This is a genomic window from Psychrobacter sp. NPDC078929, from assembly GCF_050267985.1.
GTDB lineage: Bacteria > Pseudomonadota > Gammaproteobacteria > Pseudomonadales > Moraxellaceae > Psychrobacter.
This window is the reverse complement of sequence record NZ_JBNNFX010000018.1, coordinates 39,323-56,960: the sequence shown is the minus strand read 5'-3', so window position 1 is coordinate 56,960 and position 17,638 is coordinate 39,323. Positions and strand designations below refer to the sequence as shown.

Annotated in this window: 10 protein-coding genes and 1 pseudogene; 5 read left to right on the top strand and 6 right to left on the bottom strand. The window is 43.4% G+C overall.

Annotation, left to right across the window (positions count from 1 at the left end; translation table 11 throughout):
• Window positions 1-111 precede the first annotated feature (111 nt).
• Together ACQKCG_RS10535 and ACQKCG_RS10530 are read right to left on the bottom strand one after the other, a co-directional pair.
• Window positions 112-606: a chorismate--pyruvate lyase family protein gene (locus ACQKCG_RS10535; protein ID WP_101205554.1), complete on the bottom strand. Its 495-nt coding sequence runs from the start codon at window positions 604-606 to the stop codon at window positions 112-114.
• Window positions 607-679: 73 nt separating this feature from the next.
• A complete protein-coding gene (locus ACQKCG_RS10530; protein WP_134292589.1) occupies window positions 680-2,089 on the bottom strand; it encodes a GNAT family N-acetyltransferase in 1,410 nt (469 codons plus the stop codon).
• Between the two features lie 607 nt (window positions 2,090-2,696).
• On the opposite strand from ACQKCG_RS10530, the gene ACQKCG_RS10525 reads away from it, so the two are divergent.
• Window positions 2,697-4,916 carry an NADP-dependent isocitrate dehydrogenase gene (locus ACQKCG_RS10525; RefSeq protein ID WP_101205552.1) on the top strand — a complete coding sequence of 740 codons (2,220 nt, stop codon included), beginning with the start codon at window positions 2,697-2,699 and terminating at the stop codon, window positions 4,914-4,916.
• Window positions 4,917-5,150: 234 nt separating this feature from the next.
• Here ACQKCG_RS10525 and icd read toward each other — a convergent pair.
• Window positions 5,151-6,410 (bottom strand): annotated as a pseudogene (icd, locus tag ACQKCG_RS10520) (NADP-dependent isocitrate dehydrogenase).
• Between the two features lie 438 nt (window positions 6,411-6,848).
• Here icd and ACQKCG_RS10515 point away from each other — a divergent pair.
• Window positions 6,849-7,463 (top strand): pseudouridine synthase, encoded by a 615-nt coding sequence (locus ACQKCG_RS10515; protein ID WP_101205551.1) that lies wholly within the window; start codon window positions 6,849-6,851, stop codon window positions 7,461-7,463.
• A 221-nt stretch (window positions 7,464-7,684) separates the two neighbouring features.
• Window positions 7,685-8,548 (top strand): CopM family metallochaperone, encoded by an 864-nt coding sequence (copM, locus tag ACQKCG_RS10510; RefSeq protein ID WP_101205550.1) that lies wholly within the window; start codon window positions 7,685-7,687, stop codon window positions 8,546-8,548.
• A 171-nt stretch (window positions 8,549-8,719) separates the two neighbouring features.
• On the opposite strand, the gene ACQKCG_RS10505 is transcribed toward copM, so the two are convergent.
• Window positions 8,720-10,750 carry a M61 family metallopeptidase gene (locus tag ACQKCG_RS10505; protein WP_134292590.1) on the bottom strand — a complete coding sequence of 677 codons (2,031 nt, stop codon included), beginning with the start codon at window positions 10,748-10,750 and terminating at the stop codon, window positions 8,720-8,722.
• A 324-nt stretch (window positions 10,751-11,074) separates the two neighbouring features.
• On the opposite strand from ACQKCG_RS10505, the gene ACQKCG_RS10500 reads away from it, so the two are divergent.
• Window positions 11,075-11,560, top strand: coding sequence for an FKBP-type peptidyl-prolyl cis-trans isomerase (locus ACQKCG_RS10500; RefSeq protein WP_057758283.1), 486 nt, complete (start codon window positions 11,075-11,077; stop codon window positions 11,558-11,560).
• Window positions 11,561-12,105: 545 nt separating this feature from the next.
• Here the strand turns inward: ACQKCG_RS10500 and ACQKCG_RS10495 are convergent.
• Complete coding sequence (locus ACQKCG_RS10495) at window positions 12,106-14,316, bottom strand: carboxy terminal-processing peptidase (RefSeq protein WP_101205548.1); 2,211 nt, start codon at window positions 14,314-14,316, stop codon at window positions 12,106-12,108.
• Window positions 14,317-14,770: 454 nt separating this feature from the next.
• Between ACQKCG_RS10495 and nagZ the strand changes: the two genes are divergently transcribed.
• Window positions 14,771-15,847: a beta-N-acetylhexosaminidase gene (gene nagZ / locus ACQKCG_RS10490; protein WP_101205547.1), complete on the top strand. Its 1,077-nt coding sequence runs from the start codon at window positions 14,771-14,773 to the stop codon at window positions 15,845-15,847.
• A 112-nt stretch (window positions 15,848-15,959) separates the two neighbouring features.
• Here the strand turns inward: nagZ and ACQKCG_RS10485 are convergent, their stop codons facing one another.
• Entirely contained in the window at window positions 15,960-17,555 is a 1,596-nt protein-coding gene (locus ACQKCG_RS10485) for an OmpA family protein (RefSeq protein WP_101205546.1), read from the bottom strand.
• Window positions 17,556-17,638: the final 83 nt, after the last annotated feature.

The window sequence follows — 17,638 nt, the reverse complement described above, 5'->3', positions numbered from 1 at the left end:
GGTATAAATTTTTCTGGCTTGCTGTGCCTGCGCCGACAGAGGCTGCAAAAAACTTATCCCAGTCCCGCTGTATCTTTTTCATATTGGTCTGACTATATACTACGAGTGTGCTCATTTTAAAAATGAAGCTAAAAACGTTTCGCTAATCAGTAGCGTGCGCCCATACCAATCATAACGTGTTTGTCGTTGCCAGCCTGCGCCCGTGTGTTGGATAAAGCGCTGATTGGGCAAGGTGCGACTGCGCTTAAACAACACATATCCGATGGGCGTACCTTTTAACTGTTGCAGACGACGGGCGCGCCCTTTGAGACTGGGTAACGGAAAGATACTCTGTGCCTCGACCCATGGTTGCTCATCATTACCATATAGCTGCGCCTCGCGTACCCACGCCAGCATCGGACGATTTAGCATAGCGCCTCGTACACCCAACTGTCGTTTTTGTGCCAATGACAATGAGCGATAACCCTCAAAGCTACGCTCGACACGTAGCGGCTGACCCGCTTTTACCTCAAGCATCGCAGTCAGAGAACCTTCAGCATTGAGCCATGGCAAGAGCTCAGTAGGAGCTGATAAGTGGGCAGGACAAGACAATTGATTGTTAGACATAATTAACAGCTAATGTTGGACATATAGATAGGGGAAGGTTGCAAATTCGCTATTACTGGGCACGTTAAGCCAATCACTTATTACCATCAAACTGAGGCATATTATCGGCATTAAATGGTAGTGCGTCAAAGGCTTGCTGACGATACTGCGCCATATGCTCACGATCTCTAGCACAAAAATCGCCAATCGCCGGTACAAAACGCGGATCATAGATACGGTGGATAGAATGTGTCGTCGTTGGGACAAAACCACGTACTAGCTTATGCTCGCCTTGCGTACCAGGATCAAAAGATATCAATCCTTGCTCAATAGCAAACTCGATACCTTGGTAATAACACAGCTCAAAATGCAAGCTGTCATATTCACCGAGCGCACCCCAGTAACGACCATATAAGGTGGCATTATTATCGCCACCAACATTGTCACCACCAACATTGTCACCACCAACATTGTCACCATCAGCCTTGTCGCTATCAGGTCTGTCATATAAGAACAAACTACTCGCGATAATCTCACCACTGGCGTCGAGTGCTTGTGCAAGCATTATATGCTCAGGCATGCTCACTGCCAATGCCATAAAAAAATCTATCGTCAAATAAGGCTGCTGTCCGCGTACTGCATAGGTCATCACATAACAGTGATAAAAAGCCTTCCAATCAGCATCGCTAATAGCATCGCCGCATTTTCGCTGGCAAATAATGCCTTGCTCGGCAACTTTACGGCGCTCAGCCCGAATGGTTTTACGCTTTTTGGCTTTTAAGGTCATCAAAAACGCATCAAAATCTGCAAATGGCTTACTGTCATTAAGCAAGTCTTTGTTTTGCCATAAGAACTGGCAGCCTTGACGCTCAAATATCGGTAGCTCAATAGCAGCTGATTCTACGCCGCTTTCTTGAGCCGCTATCGCATGCTCTACATCAATTTCAGTTGGCATAGAGGTGGTGGCGATAGAGGCAAGCTCTGGTGTCACAAACAGTCCATGCCAGCTTGAGGCGCCCACTTGTTGAGCGATATCATCGATACCTGCGATGGCTGTTTTGAGAATATCTTCATTTAAGGTTTCACCTTTGGCCAACCAAACTCTCTGACCAGTAATCGGTGTATACGGTGCGCTAGTGACCAATCGCGGATAATAATCAACGCCATAGCGTGCATAAGCTTCAGCCCATGCATGATCAAATACAAACTCACCGCGATGATGACCTTTTATAAATACTGGCATGACAGCCACAGGCTGCAATGCATTTTCTACCGCGTCATCTACTAAGGTATCGGTGTTATCTTCACTATCGGCACTATTAGTAGCATCAGCGACACGGTGGACCAAGATAAATATCGGTAACCATCCCGCCTGCTCACCAATGGCACCGGTATCAGCCAACGCTTGCCAAAATTTGAATGACATAAAAGGGGTATCTGGCGTCTGCCACTCTGTTTGGCTCTGCCAGCTGGTATCATTAATCAGCGCATACTCTAAACTCATATTCACCGTCACTATTATAATCGCGATATATTTATCGATAACCAATCTATTGATGACCTAGACTAGCAAATTTTTACGTCATTGCTGTCACAATTTGCAAAAACTTATCCGCACCCAATAGAAAACCACCAACGATAACGCGGGTGGTTTGTAAGAATGCGCTCATGGGCAGTAAGATCAATATAAAACGTCATGAAAAAACAGTAGTTGTATGGAAAAGATGATATCGAAGCCGATGACTGGTAGAATAAGGTTGTTATTAGCTTAGTATAATTCGAAACCATAGGATACGAGCTAAAACAGTATACTTAGTTCATGGTATACGATTGACATCCTATCGGATTTATAGTGGATTGATTATAATGTAGCGTCAGTGATTCACTTTTAGGCAGTTTTGCACCGACCGTTAACGTGTTGCCTTTAAATGCTTTTTTCATGAATATTATTAAAAGAAAATGTCTGACCTGTCTTAAAAATTTCTAAGAAGCTACATATGAAGTACTTGTTCTAACCATATCATGGATTATTGCATAGTATCATTGACGCATATTCAACACTATATTTGAGCTTTATTATTAACTACAGCCTAAAGGAAGATCTAACTAAAATGTCAAAAATTATTTATACAAAAACTGACGAAGCCCCAGCGCTGGCGACTCTGTCGTTCTTACCTATTGTCGAAGCATTCACTAAAACGGCAGGCGTTGAAGTTGAAACCAGCGACATCTCTGTTGCAGCGCGTATATTGGCCGAATTCCCTGAATACTTGACCGAAGAGCAACGTGTTCCTGACAACTTAGCTGAGCTAGGTCGTCTGACTCAAGATCCAAATACCAACATCATTAAACTGCCAAACATCAGTGCTTCTGTACAGCAGTTAAAAGCTGCTATCAAAGAGCTACAGAGCAAAGGCTATGCCATCCCTAACTTCCCAGAAGACCCACAAACTGACGAAGAAAAAGAGCTGCGCAAGCGCTATGGCAAAAGCTTAGGCAGTTCAGTGAACCCAGTACTGCGTGAAGGTAACTCAGATCGCCGCGCTCCTAAAGCAGTTAAAAACTATGCACGCAAGCATCCACACTCTATGGGTGAGTGGAAGCAATGGTCAAGCACGCACGTATCACACATGCATGGCGGCGACTTCTACGATGGCGAGCAATCTATGACATTAGATAAAGCTCGTACAGTACGTATGGAGTTGTTACTTGATGACGGTACTCAAAAAGTATTAAAGCCTAAAATTGCTTTGCTTGATAAAGAAGTCATCGATCTGATGGTCATGAGCAAAAAGGCATTATTAGAGTTTTATGAGCGTGAAATGGAAGATTGCCGCGAAGCTGGTATCTTGTTCTCATTGCACGTAAAAGCAACCATGATGAAGGTCTCGCATCCTATCGTCTTTGGGCATGCGGTTAGAATCTACTACAAAGAAGCCTTTGAAAAACATGGTGCATTCTTTGACGAGCTAGGTATCAACGTCAACAACGGTATGGCAGATCTATATGACAAGATCTCAACGCTACCAGCTTCAAAGCGTGAAGAGATTGAGCGTGATTTACATGCGTGTCAAGAGCATCGCCCACGTCTGGCGATGGTTGACTCTTCAAAAGGTATCACCAACTTCCATTCACCAAGTGATGTAATCGTTGATGCTTCTATGCCAGCGATGATTCGTTCAGGTGGTAAAATGTGGGGCGCTGATGGCAAAATGTATGACTGTAAAGCAGTGATGCCAGAGTCTACCTTTGCCCGCATTTACCAAGAAATGATTAACTTCTGTAAATGGCATGGTAACTTTGATCCAAAAACAATGGGCACCGTTCCTAACGTTGGCCTAATGGCTCAAAAAGCTGAAGAGTATGGCTCGCACGACAAGACTTTTGAGTCTAGCGATGCTGGTATTGCACGTATCGTCGATATTGACACTGATGAAGTATTACTCGAAAAACGTGTTGAGAAAGGTGATATCTGGCGCATGTGTCAGGTTAAAGATGAGCCTATCCAAGACTGGGTAAAACTTGCCGTACGCCGTGCTCGTGAATCAGATACACCTGTAATTTTCTGGTTAGACCCTTACCGTCCACATGAGAACGAGCTAATCAAAAAAGTTAGAACCTATCTAAAAGATCATGATACTACTGGCTTACATATCGAGATTATGTCTCAGGTTCGTGCGATGCGTTATACGCTAGAGCGCGTTGCTCGTGGTCTAGATACTATCTCTGCGACCGGTAACATCCTACGCGATTACCTAACTGACTTGTTCCCTATCCTAGAGCTAGGTACCAGTGCCAAGATGCTATCAGTTGTACCACTAATGAAAGGCGGCGGTTTGTTTGAAACTGGCGCTGGTGGTTCTGCACCGAAGCACGTTCAGCAGCTGACAGAAGAGAACCATCTACGTTGGGATTCACTTGGTGAGTTCTTGGCCTTGACGGTATCTTTGGAGCATCTAGCAAACAACGACAACAATGCTAAAGCTCAAATCTTGGCAGACACGCTAGATACAGCAACAGAGAAACTGCTACTAAACGATAAGTCGCCATCACGTAAAACTGGCGAGCTCGACAACCGTGGTAGCCACTTCTATCTAGCAATGTACTGGGCAGAAGAGCTTGCAGCGCAAGATAAAGATAGCGAGCTAAAAGCGCAATTTACACCATTCGCGCAAAAGCTAAAAGAGAACGAAGCAGCCATCGTTAAAGAACTTAACCAAGCTCAAGGCAAGCCAGTAGACATTAAAGGCTACTACTATGCTGATGAAGAATTGGCTAAGAAAGCAATGCGTCCAAGCGCTTTGTTTAACGAGACATTGGCATCGCTATAATTTTAAGCAACTGCTCTTAAACAATTAAGCCTAATCTCTTTTGGTTTTTATACCCAGAAGCGATTATGCGAGTTTAAGTCTTAGTAAAAAACACCTCAACCGTCTTAGAACATTGAGGTGTTTTTTTATGTTTTCTAAAATCTTTATAAAGAGTGAAATAATAAAAGCCGCCTATATAAATAGGTGGCTTTTAATACATAGTAATAAAATAGAATGCTGAGAGCTGAAGTAGTCTTAGGCTTCCATATGCTTAATAATCGCCTTACCAAACTCAGAAGTACTCAGTAAGGTAGCATCTGGCATCAGACGCTCAAAATCATATGTGACTGTTTTATTGGCAATCGCACCTTGGATACCGCTAATGACAAGATCAGCTGCTTCCGTCCAACCCATATCACGAAGCATCATCTCAGCAGACAATATCAATGAGCCTGGATTTACTTTATTCTGACCAGCGTACTTGGGCGCAGTACCGTGCGTCGCTTCATAAACAGCGATCGCGCCGCCTTTGTTTGCACCAGGCGCGATACCAATACCGCCTACTTCAGCCGCCAATGCATCAGAGATATAGTCACCGTTTAGATTAAGCGTTGCTACTACAGAATAGTCTGCGGGACGCATCAAAATCTGCTGCAAAAACGCATCAGCGATGACGTCTTTAATAATAATATCATTACCTGTTTTTGGATTTTTCATAGTCATCCATGGACCGCCATCTAATAACTCTGCACCAAAACGCTCTGCCGCTAGCTCATAGCCCCAATCCTTGAATGCGCCTTCAGTAAACTTCATGATATTGCCTTTATGCACTAGGGTCACATTTGGCAAATCATTATCAATGGCATGCTGAATCGCTTTGCGTACTAAGCGCTGAGAGCCTTCTTTTGAGACAGGCTTGATACCGATGCCGCAGTCTTCAGGGAAGCGAATACTGGTCACACCCATCTCATCTCTTCAGAAATTGATAACTTTTTTGGCATCATCGCTGCCCGCTTTCCACTCGATACCCGTGTAGATGTCTTCTGTGTTTTCACGGAAGATAACCATATTGGTCAGCTCTGGATGCTGTACTGGACTTGGCACGCCCTCAAACCAGCGTACTGGGCGTTGACAGACATACAAGTCAAGGTTTTGGCGTACTGCGACGTTTAACGAGCTAAAGCCACCACCCACTGGTGTGGTCAATGGACCCTTGATACTAATGACGTAGTCTTTTAGAATCTCTAGCGTCTCGCTTGGCAAATAGTCGCCGTCATATACTTTCGCTGCTTTTTCACCAAGATAAGTCTCCATCCAAATGATAGACTTCTTGCCGTGATACGCTTTATCAACCGCTGCATTGACTACTTTTATCATGACAGGCGTGATATCTACACCGATCCCATCACCTTCCACAAACGGAATAATCGGATGGTTGGGAACATTTAATGTTAGATCTGCGTTTACGGTCACTTTTTCGCCGTCTCTTGGCACGATAACCTTATCATATGATATCGATGATACTCCTTGGTTGTATGTTGGACGTCGCAAGCGAACTTAACACTTTGTTATGCTAACCGTTTTATTATAGTGGTAACGCTTTGGGCGCTTATCGGCTAAGCAAGGCTTTGATGAGTACGACACTTGCGGCATTGATTTGAACAATATGAAAAATAGCTCGAAGCTAAAAAAATTAAAATAGAGACCCAAACAAGGATTGCCGCTTACAGATAGTAGATATTTCTCTATTAAGAATATAAATACCACTATCAGAATGCGGATTTAGGATAACAGCAAATTCATACAAGCGCTGTCCTACTTTTGTAGCAGGTCATGTGGCATACAGCACATTAAATATATCGCCTTTAGTCTTGTTGCTTAATACTAGCTCTGCATCACAAAACATACGCTACAATGATTCATTGTCCATCAAAAACTAGGAAACACCTTTTTATGTCTACTTCTAGTCTCATCTTATTCAATAAGCCTTACGGCGTGCAAAGTCAGTTTAGAGATGATAGTAACAACGACCACACCACCCTATCGCAATACTTTACCGATAAGGCTTTGCGAGTTGCTGGTCGGTTAGATGCTACTTCAGAGGGCTTGCTGATTTTGACCGATGATGGTCGAGTTAATAAAGCAATTACTCATCCGCCAAAAGCCAATGCAGGGCGCAAACAAGGTAAAACTTATTTAGTGCAAGTAGAAGGAACCCCTACTGCTGAGCAACTCAATAAGCTCAAACGTGGCGTGGTTTTAAAAGATGGTAAAACGCTACCTGCTGAGGTCAAACACGTCAGTGAAAATGAGCTACCGATGGTACTCTGGCAGCGCAATCCGCCAATACGTGAGCGTAAAAGCGTACCGGACTCATGGCTAATGCTGACAATATATGAAGGTAAAAATCGCCAAGTTAGACGTATGACAGCGCATGTCGGTCTGCCTTGTCTGCGTTTGATACGTTGGTCAGTGGCAGGATTTGAGCTAGGTGAGTTAGCTGTTGGAGAGTTTGTACGCGTTCATCTAACTAGCGAACACTGTCGTCAGCTAGGTATTTCTAGCTAGTTTAGATAGTTTTAAGTTTATATATTGTTGATTAGTTCACACTGTTTGGCTATTTAGCTGTTTAGCCCCTAATATAAAGCTCTGACACTAATATATTACGACCTGTTAAACATAGTGTCTCGAATGGGTAAGGTTTATCTGCTAACATTCAGCACGTAATTGATTATGTATAATAGGTATTATCCATTTATCGTTTGGTTTTTTCGCAATAGGGATATGTCATGATTGCTTCTCGTCGTTTTCTTTCGTTGGTCACTAGCATTTCTGCGGCGCTTGTATTGAGCGCCTGTCAGCCAACGACTGAGGACAACCAATCAAATCCTGCGGAAGAAACCTCACCGCCCGTGACTGATATGCCACATGCTGAGCATGACGGTATGGCAGATGATACTCTAACAAATGATAGCGATAGCAGTGTCAGTGATGAGTCTCAAATGAGCGATATGCTCAGAGACTATACGAGATCGATGACTAGAATGCATGACGAGATGATGATTGGGATGAGGTATAACGATCCCGATACCGCTTTTGCTAAAGGCATGTTGGGACATCATCGCGGCGCGGTAGAGATGGCAAAAATAGAGCTCAAGTATGGTACTGATGAAGCGATGCGCCAACTTGCTCAAGATGTCATTACGGCCCAGCAAGCTGAAATCGATGTCTTAAACAAGTGGTTGGCTAGCCATCCTGATGCTGCCAAACCTAAGCCAAATACTGTGGCAATGCAGCAAGCATATGCTAAGAGCATGGAAAATATGCATGGCGAAATGACTTTGGGTGTGTCTGATCCCGTGCCTGATATGGCATTTGCACGCGGCATGCTACCGCATCATATTGCCGCTGTTGACATGGCAAAAGTTCAGCTTGAATATGGGACAGATGAAGAGATGCGTCAGTTGGCGCAAGACATCATTGATACCCAGCAAACTGAAATTGATATGATGAAAAATTGGATTGCTGCGCTTGAGGCTGCAAGTAGCAACGAAGACGATAGCTCTGTAGATGAAAATATTGATCCTAAAACTACCGATAATAAGAATCCAGATAACCCAGATAATCTAGACAACAGAGCTAAAGAGCAGTAAATGTATATCTTCTCGCCAACCTCTGACCTATCGAGCATTTAAGTTGCTTGGATATATCTACAATATTAAAAGTGATTTAAAAAAACCCTCTTCTAAACAGTATTGCTCGGAAGAGGGTTTTTTATATGGAAGGGTTTTTCGTATGGAAAGGTATTTTATATAGCATTGAGGCTATCGCTTCATAACATTAAGCCATGTCTCCCAACCTGCCTCACCTTTTAATTGCTCATTATCATTGTCTAGCGTCTTATCTTCTTTTGCTAAGCGTAGGCTTACTTTATGAGGAGGTACTGCTCCAGTCATGCTAATTGTCTCATCTCGCGACTTAACTTTGGTTGTCGGTTCGGGTTGAACCTGAACACACATCAGCTCATCACGACGGAATAAATAACATTCAACAGGATGCGCTATATTAACCAAGGCGGTAAGCTGTTTCGTATCCGCTTTGATGCCGTCAATCGCGATAATAACGTCATGTGCTGAAATACCAGCTTTAGCCGCAATACTATCTCGCATCACACGTTTGACTTTGAGCCCAGCTGGCGTTTCGTTACATCGCATACCCCAAGGCACATGCTTGTCAGCCGTTTCTTTAGTATTCGCCTGTATTTTGACACCATTTGCAACTAGCAACGCTTCAATTGGCAGCTCTTCTACCCCGTTGACATAACGGCGTTCAAAATTCTCCCATTCTGCTAGCGGCATAAACTGCTCAATGACTGAGCCCATGTCAGCACTATTGATACCAATCCGCTTACTGTCGTTCTGCTTAGCTTGAGTATAAAAAGCTTTGACCACATCAAACAAACGATAACGACCATCACTATTTTTGAGTAAGATTAGATCCAGACATAGAGCTACCAACGCGCCTTTATTATAGTAGCTGATACCTGCGTTGCCTGTATTTTCATCGGTACGATACAGCTTAATCCAAGCATCAAAACTTGATTCTGCTACACTTTGATTACCACGCCCTGGGGTCTGATAATAGCGATTGATTTGCTCGGCTAGGAGACGCAGATAATTGGCTTTATCGATTACACCAGATGCTTGCAACATAAAATCATCGATATAAGACGTAAACCCTTCGAATACCCAAAGTAATGGCGTAAATGCCTCACGGCGCAAATCGACATCAATCATGACATCAGGACGTACCGTCTTCACCCACCATGAATGAAAATACTCATGACTGCATAAGCCTAAAAACCGCTGATAATCTGTACTTGGTAACTTTGGTTCATTGGCATTTGGCAAGTCATTGCGCGGGGTAATAAGGCTAGTAGAGTTGATATGCTCAAGCCCACCATAATCTTGACCGCTGGCAAAGGTCATAAAGGTATAATCATCAAATGGCGCATCGCCTAACCAATCTACATAGGTCTGACAAATCTGAGTAATATCCTGCTGCAATCGACCTAGATTGGCACTCTGCTTACCTGACAGGTAAAAGCTATGATGTAGCGTCTGATGCTCATTATCATGAATAATAAAATCAAAATTTTCTTGTTCCGCGATTTCGAATGGATAGTCAATCAGCTCGTGATAATTGGCTGCCTGTAACTTATAAATGTGCTGACTATTCGTTTGCTGACGGCCTTTTTGCTGCTGATCAACTTGCAGGTGCGTAGCGTCCAACCCACAAGCCAACAGTACTTTGCTACTTTCTTTGTCTGCAAAAAATGTATTAGGCACAATCAAGCTAACGTGAACAGGTGATTGCTCTTGCCCTTCGACGGCGAGCGCAAGTGAGGTGAAATTACCGTAAAGTCGTTGCTGATCGACGTAGGCCGTACGCACGGATAAATCATAGCAATAGACTTCGTACTCGACGATGACCCTCTGCCCTGCTTGCGCCGCTGGCAGCTGCCATGTGTTTTTGTCAATTTTTTGCGCGCGATAAGTCGCTGGTTGCTTGTTACTATCCGCTGTTTGAGCCCCTACTATTTGATAATGTACCGCAGTGATGTTTCGGGCAAACTCGCGCATCAGATAACTGCCTGGTATCCACGCTGGTAACCAAAGCTGCGGAGCGTCGGATACTACTGTAAAGCTCAGGGATACATCGACCAAATGCTCGTAGAAACGGGCAAAATCAAATTGATAGCTTATATCAACTATCGTTTTAGCCTTAGTATCATCATGATTGGTTGAAACATTGCTCGCTGGTTGTTTAGTAGTGGTATTGGCAAATGCAGTCATCGTATCTCTCGTCCTTATTTTTATAATTATGCTAGAAGTCCTGCTCTAAAAAAGCAACTCCTAAACCATGAATAGCCAATAGCTATGCATTAGCTATAGAAAATAGCAGTTATTATTGTAAATTGTGGCATTAATTGGCATTTTTTATGTTTTTTGCCTTGAAAGTTATGTGGGCCATCTCAATTAAAGATGCTAACTGCTAAAGTTACTTTAATAAACTGATGATAATTGACTAATGACGTGGCCTTTTGGCTTGCAGATTGGCTTTTTTAGGTTTATTGCAACCGTATTTAATTTTTTACATAGATATATTTAGGATATTTTATGACTACTATCGCAAAAGACACTGCCGTCAAATTCAATTACACACTAAAAGACGACGAAGGCAATATCCTTGACCAGTCACCAGAAGGTCAGCCACTTGCTTATCTACATGGTCACAGCAACATTATCCCAGGCCTAGAAGCACAATTAGAAGGTAAATCTGCTGGCGAAAAAGTTAATGCAGTCGTTGAACCTGCTGATGGCTACGGCGAATACCAAGAGCAAGCAGTACAGCATGTACCACGTGACAACTTCCAAGGCGTTGATGACATTCAGCCTGGTATGCAGTTCCAGTCAGAAGCTGGCGGCCAAGTAATGTTGGTTACTGTGACTGCTGTGAACGATCAAGAAGTGACTGTTGATGCAAACCATCCATTGGCTGGTAAGCGTTTGACATTTGATGTTGAAATCCAAGAAGTACGTGCAGCAACTGAAGACGAACTAAACCATGGCCATGTACATGGTGCAGGTGGCGTTGAGCACTAATCTCTTTTAGAGTATAGTGAAAATAGTTAGATGATAAGTTATTAAATTTATTCTCTAATCTAAAAGGTCAGTAGCCGATAAGGTTACTGGCCTTTTTTATGCTTATCTCATGGTAAGTTTTGAATTAATGTAGATGTGCTCATCTATGAACTGACTACTAATTCCGTATACAGTGCTGCTCAATTTAAATACTATCTACTTAGAAAATCCGCCACAAAAATTACTAGTCTCCAGACGTAACAAAGCCGCATAACGACAAGCGTCATGCGGCTTTTATTACCAACCATCCATGTTAGCGTTACGTGATACCTAATCCCGGGGCATCTCATAACTGACAGGCATCCAGCCTTATCATCCTTAATCAGCAAACTACTTATCCCTAGTGCGACCTTTAAGATACCAATCCCTAGTATCAATGAACCGTTTCGTTCAATCGTGCCGTACAGTTATAGTCGCAGATTGACCCTTCGTTGGTAAGAGGTCTAAACGTCAATCTATGTAAGCATATGCTTACATAGATTACGTAACGTTATAATAACTTCACATTATAGCTTCTCTTCAGGGCTAAGCATTGTCTTAGGTTCAGCGCTAAGCATCAAGTAAGCTGCCTCATTGATAAACGCTTCATCCTCTGGTAATTCTGGACGTTCAGCTGCTTTCATACGGCTACGTTCTTCAAATTTTGCATCCATCGCTGCTTGATAAGTATTCCAGTTAGAGTATGGACGCTCGCCAGTTGCGATAAGGCGCTTGTTTTCTGCTTCTAATGAGCGTTTCTCAATTAGCTGCATTTTAGCTCGGCGACTATTGATATCTAATCGAACAGGTTTCTTTTCATCATCCATGTTACGAATATCATTTAGCGTCGACAGATAAGTAAACTGCGGGTCTTTTTGTTGGCGAATCTTAGACTGTTGATTGAGCGTCGCCAATGTATCACTGGTAAACTTCCCTTCAGGCTTGTACGGCGCCGTTCTGATAGTGTCCCAAGGCAATGCTTTTTTCTGAGCGCGCTCGCCAAAGGTTGCATCATCATAGATATTGACTAGCTCAACGTCTGGTACGACACCTTTATTCTGTGTACTACCGCCAGTGACACGATAAAATTTACGCTGAGTCAAGGTAGCAGAGCCTAAAGCTAAGCTATCAAGCTGGATCTGCGCAGAGCCTTTACCAGTTGTCGTACTACCAACCACTAATCCGCGACCATAGTCTTGAATAGCAGCGGCAAAAATTTCACTGGCTGAGGCGGATGCTAAATTGGTAATGACCGCCATCTTGCCATCATATAGCTGCTCGCCACCATCGTTGTCACGGTATACTTGAATATTGCCGCGATTATCACGAATCTGTACCAGTGGTCCACTCTTGATAAAGAAACCTAGCATCTTGGCAACTTCATCTAATGAGCCACCAGGGTTATTGCGCAAATCAACCACTAGGCCATCGATATTTTGTTTATTCAGCTCTTTTAGCGCTTTTTCAGTATCGATACTAACGCTACGGTAGTCTTCACCATTACGGCGCGCACGATAGTTTAGATAAAAGCTCGGTATCTCAAGTACTCCAATACGCTTTGGTGTCTTATCAATATTAGGACGCTGCACTTCTACCACTCGCTGAGTGACGCCTGACTCTTCTTGCTGAATGATGTCTCGTACTACCGTGACCGTACGGGCGCTAGCATCTGGCGTGTTAGGTTGACGTAATTTCAGTGTGACCGAGGTACCGCGTTTACCGCGAATCAAGCTGACAATTTCACGCGTTGACCAGCCAACCACGTCCGTCATGGTTTCGCCATCTTTTGCGATACCGACGATCAAGTCATTGGGCTTAATCTGACCCGACTTGGCGGCTGGACCACCATCGACTAAGGTCACAATACGAGTATAGTCGGGATTTTTGCGATCTGGACGAATAGAGACACCTATGCCTTCTAACTGAAGACTAGACTGGATTTGGAGTTCGGTCGCTTGAATCGGTGCATAATAATTACTGTGTGGATCATAAGTGAGCATCGCCGTATTTAAGATGGTTTCCATGATTTCATCATCTTTAAGACGCTTAAACTGCTCTTGTTGACGCGACAAACGATTTTGCAAAATCTCATTTGGTGTACGCTCATCGTTACGTACCAAGTCTTGCCCACGTGTGATATCTGGATTGCTTAAAAATACTTTCTCTTTGGCTTTTTCGTCTTCTTGACCGAGGGTAATGCTCATCAACTGGAACTTTAGCTGACGTTCCCAGTAATCGCGCTGCTCTTTTTTGGTTTTAAAATGGCCGAGTTTTTCGCGATCAAGAATGATTGTGTCGTTACCTGTCAAATCAATATCTGTTTTGAGCATCTTGGTGGCCATCGCAAAGTACTCATTTGAGCGTTTGCGGTAACGATCAAACACCTCTACCCCTGCAGATAGATCACCTTGTTTTAGGCGAGCACCAAAGTCTTCAGCGTGCTTTTTCTTCAGCTCATCAACATCGGATTGCAAAAACAACGTATGGTTTGGGTCAAGGCTATCAATATACATTGATAGAATTTCACTACCAGTCTTACTATCTAAAGGCTGATTAAGATAATGACTGCGATCCAGCAAAGCGGCTACTTGACGGGTGGTGACCTTTTGCTCAGGGGTCTGAACGAAACTTCCCGTATTGGTCTCGGCCACTGCAGTACCGTAGCTTTGAGTTAAAATAATACCGGCGATGCCCACTGATGCTGCACTGAGTAACCACTGTGCTGGTTGTTTTTTCATCATATGTACCTAGTTATTTGAAGTTAATAGTATTGGGTAATTCATCAGAATTAGAAATGCTCGAATCTGTTATGACCTATAAATGCTGTGTTTTATTCTTATATTTTATGCATCATTAAATACTTATATATAGTCAAAAATCAATCAATATTATCATGCGCATAAATACTGAACTGTCTCAAACTGTATAAGCAATCTTACACGCTACACCTGTACATACCAAACTTTCTATCACTTTTATCATACACAGCAGTTGAGAGCTATCAACATCGATTTGATGACTGAATCTACTGGTTATTAGCAAATTGATTTGACCCTAATAATCTGCCACATTATGCTCAATTAATAATAACTGTCATAATAAGATATTTGAACAATGACTGATAAGTGATAAGACAGGCATAGTCAGTCACATTCATAATATAACCATATATAAAATAATAAGGAACACACGATGTACGGCGTTTTAATGATAGATATCGATAGTACCGCTTTGACCGCTGAAGATGTCAGTTTGATTAAACAAGCACAGGTCGGCGGAGTAATATTGTTTGGTCGTAACGTCACAGATGCGGCCCAAGTCAGAGCACTGTGCGACGATATACGTTATCACAATCAAGACATACTTATCGGTGTGGACCAAGAAGGTGGACGAGTCGCAAGGCTACGTGAAGGATTCACGCCCTTGCCTGCTATGGGTCGACTGGGTGAGCTATTCAATCAAGATCCAAGTCAGGCACTTAGCTGCGCCTACGATTGCGGTTATTTAATGGCAGCTGAAGTGCTAGCTGTAGGAATCGATTTGAGCTTTGCACCCGTACTGGATAGAGATGGTATTAGCCAAGTCATTGGTGACCGCAGCTTTCATCATGAGCCACAAGCCATCACTGCGCTTGCAACACAGTTTATGCGCGGTATGAAGGCAGCTGGTATGGCAACCACTGGTAAACACTTCCCCGGTCATGGTGCCATCGCTCCTGACTCGCACGTATCAGAAGCCATCGACACGCGTAGCTTGGATGAAATCATTAATAGCGACATGCAACCTTTTGCTCAAACACTACATAGTCTAGACGCTCTTATGCCAGCACATGTGATATTTTCGCAGGTAGACGACAAGCCAGCAGGTTTCTCCAAAATTTGGCTACAAGATATCATTCGAGATGAGCTTAAATTTGATGGGGTATTATTCTCTGATGATTTATCGATGGCAGGTGCAAAGGCGGCTGGTGATGTCAGTGCTCGCGTAAAAGCGGCCATTGATGCCGGTTGTGATATTGCTCTCGTATGCAACGACCGTGTGGCTGCTCATGAAGCTGCTAAAGCTGCGCAAGATTTGCCTTACCCTAACCAGCAGCGTATCAAAACCATGCGCGGCAATATCCCAACATGGCAAGGCGATCTTGAATCTACCTGCCAGCAGTTTGAATATTGGCAGCAAGCCAAGCAAAATGTTACTCAGACTTTTTTTGATGCGCAAGCTGATGGTCAGACTGCTAAGGAATCAACAGATCCTACTCTGTATAAATAATAGCTTACTTCACTATCATCGAGCAGCATACAAAAAACCGCACCTTTATAAGATGCGGTTTTTGTCATTTAACTACTACTGCGTAGCTATAATCAAAATAAGAACAAATAGATTAATTGCTTGGGTCTACCGCAGTACCTTGGGTAGCATCATCGCCATCTGGTAACAAGTCATCATTATTACTATCTAATGGGTTCATATCTGGATCTAGGGAATCACTGTTTATCATCATGCCATCATTGGCGCTGACCACTTCGTCATTGACCATAAACTCGATACGGCGATTGCGGAAGCGACCTTGTTCGGTTGAATTGTCCGCGATTGGCTCTGATTCGCCCATGCCTTTGGTAGCTAATTTACTGGCATCAACTCCCTTAGACACTAGATATGCTTTCACTGACTCAGCACGCTCCTGAGACAGCTCCATATTATAGGTATCAGAGGCTTGACTATCTGTATGACCGACAATCATCAGCTTCATATCAGGTACGTTATTGATGATTTCTGCAGCACGGTCTAACAGCGCTTTATTGACTTCAGGTATAACCGCTTCATCTACTTGGAAGTTAATCACCTGAATACTCAAAGCGCGGGCAACATCACGTGGATCTGGGTTTTCACCAAGATTGGTCATCGCCACATCTGCAGCAGCCAGACTATCATCAATCTCACCTTGCAAGTCTAATGGACCTTCAGCTTGCACGGTCATGGCAGGAGCAGCTGCTTGTAAGTCAGCAACCAACTTATCCAATGCAGCTTTATCAGGAGCATTGACAGTGATGTTATCACCTTTAATAATCATACTCGCGTTCGGTACATTTTTAATAATTGGTAATATCGTTGCCAACTGAGCAGATGCTGGCATATCTACTGCAAAGTTATCATCAACATCAGCACGGCATTTATTGGCTTCATCACCAAATGCACCAGTCAAAGCGTTCATAACATTGGTTTGTAGTGTCTCATCACCCACGCTCATACGACAAGCATACAGCTCGCTATTTTCACCAGTTGCGATACTTAGTGATGCAGGCTCAATTGCGCCTGCAACCGCTAATGCCTCATTACCTTGCGCCCCTTGCTGTACTGTAGCCGCTGGCGTTGCTACAGGCTCAGGGTTTTCTTGACAGCCTCTGAGTAGTGCCCAAGCCAGTGCACCCAAGATAATCAAACCAATAATAGGTAGCAGCGCTTTCATAAAGTTCTCTTTTGGCTCTTCTTCTCTTTGTAATGGCGCTGTACTGGTGGTATCAGAAATAGGTGTACCAGCCGTAGAGGTGGCAGCGACCGCACTAGCAGGCAAAACAGTACCCGCCCATGCAGGGATATGATGCTGATAACTGTTCAGGTTGTCATTCAAAAATTGCGGAACGGGCGTGGTACCAGCCAAGCTTTTGATCTCATGAAAAGCCAATGGCGCTGCCATCGCAATCAAACCACGTGAGGCCGTTGCATCGACATTATGTTTGCCTGCTAATTCGCGAGAGATTTGGTCGCGGTGTGCCCCTTCTGTCCATACACGGTCATAAAAAGCATTGTCATCACGGGCAATGTTTTCATTGGCAAAGCGGCTAAAAGTATCATTGTCTGCAAGACGAGCAGCAAAAATGGCATAAAACTGTTCTAGTAGATTTTTCTTAGCTGGGCTACGGTCATCTTCCAATACGGCTGGGCTGACGGTGCGTGTCAAGTGGCTAATAATATCCATAATATGGCTCTCCCCTTAATTTTTATTTATATGATTCGTTTGCTCAAAAAGCAGCTATTTCATTCTTTTGTATTCAATCGTCA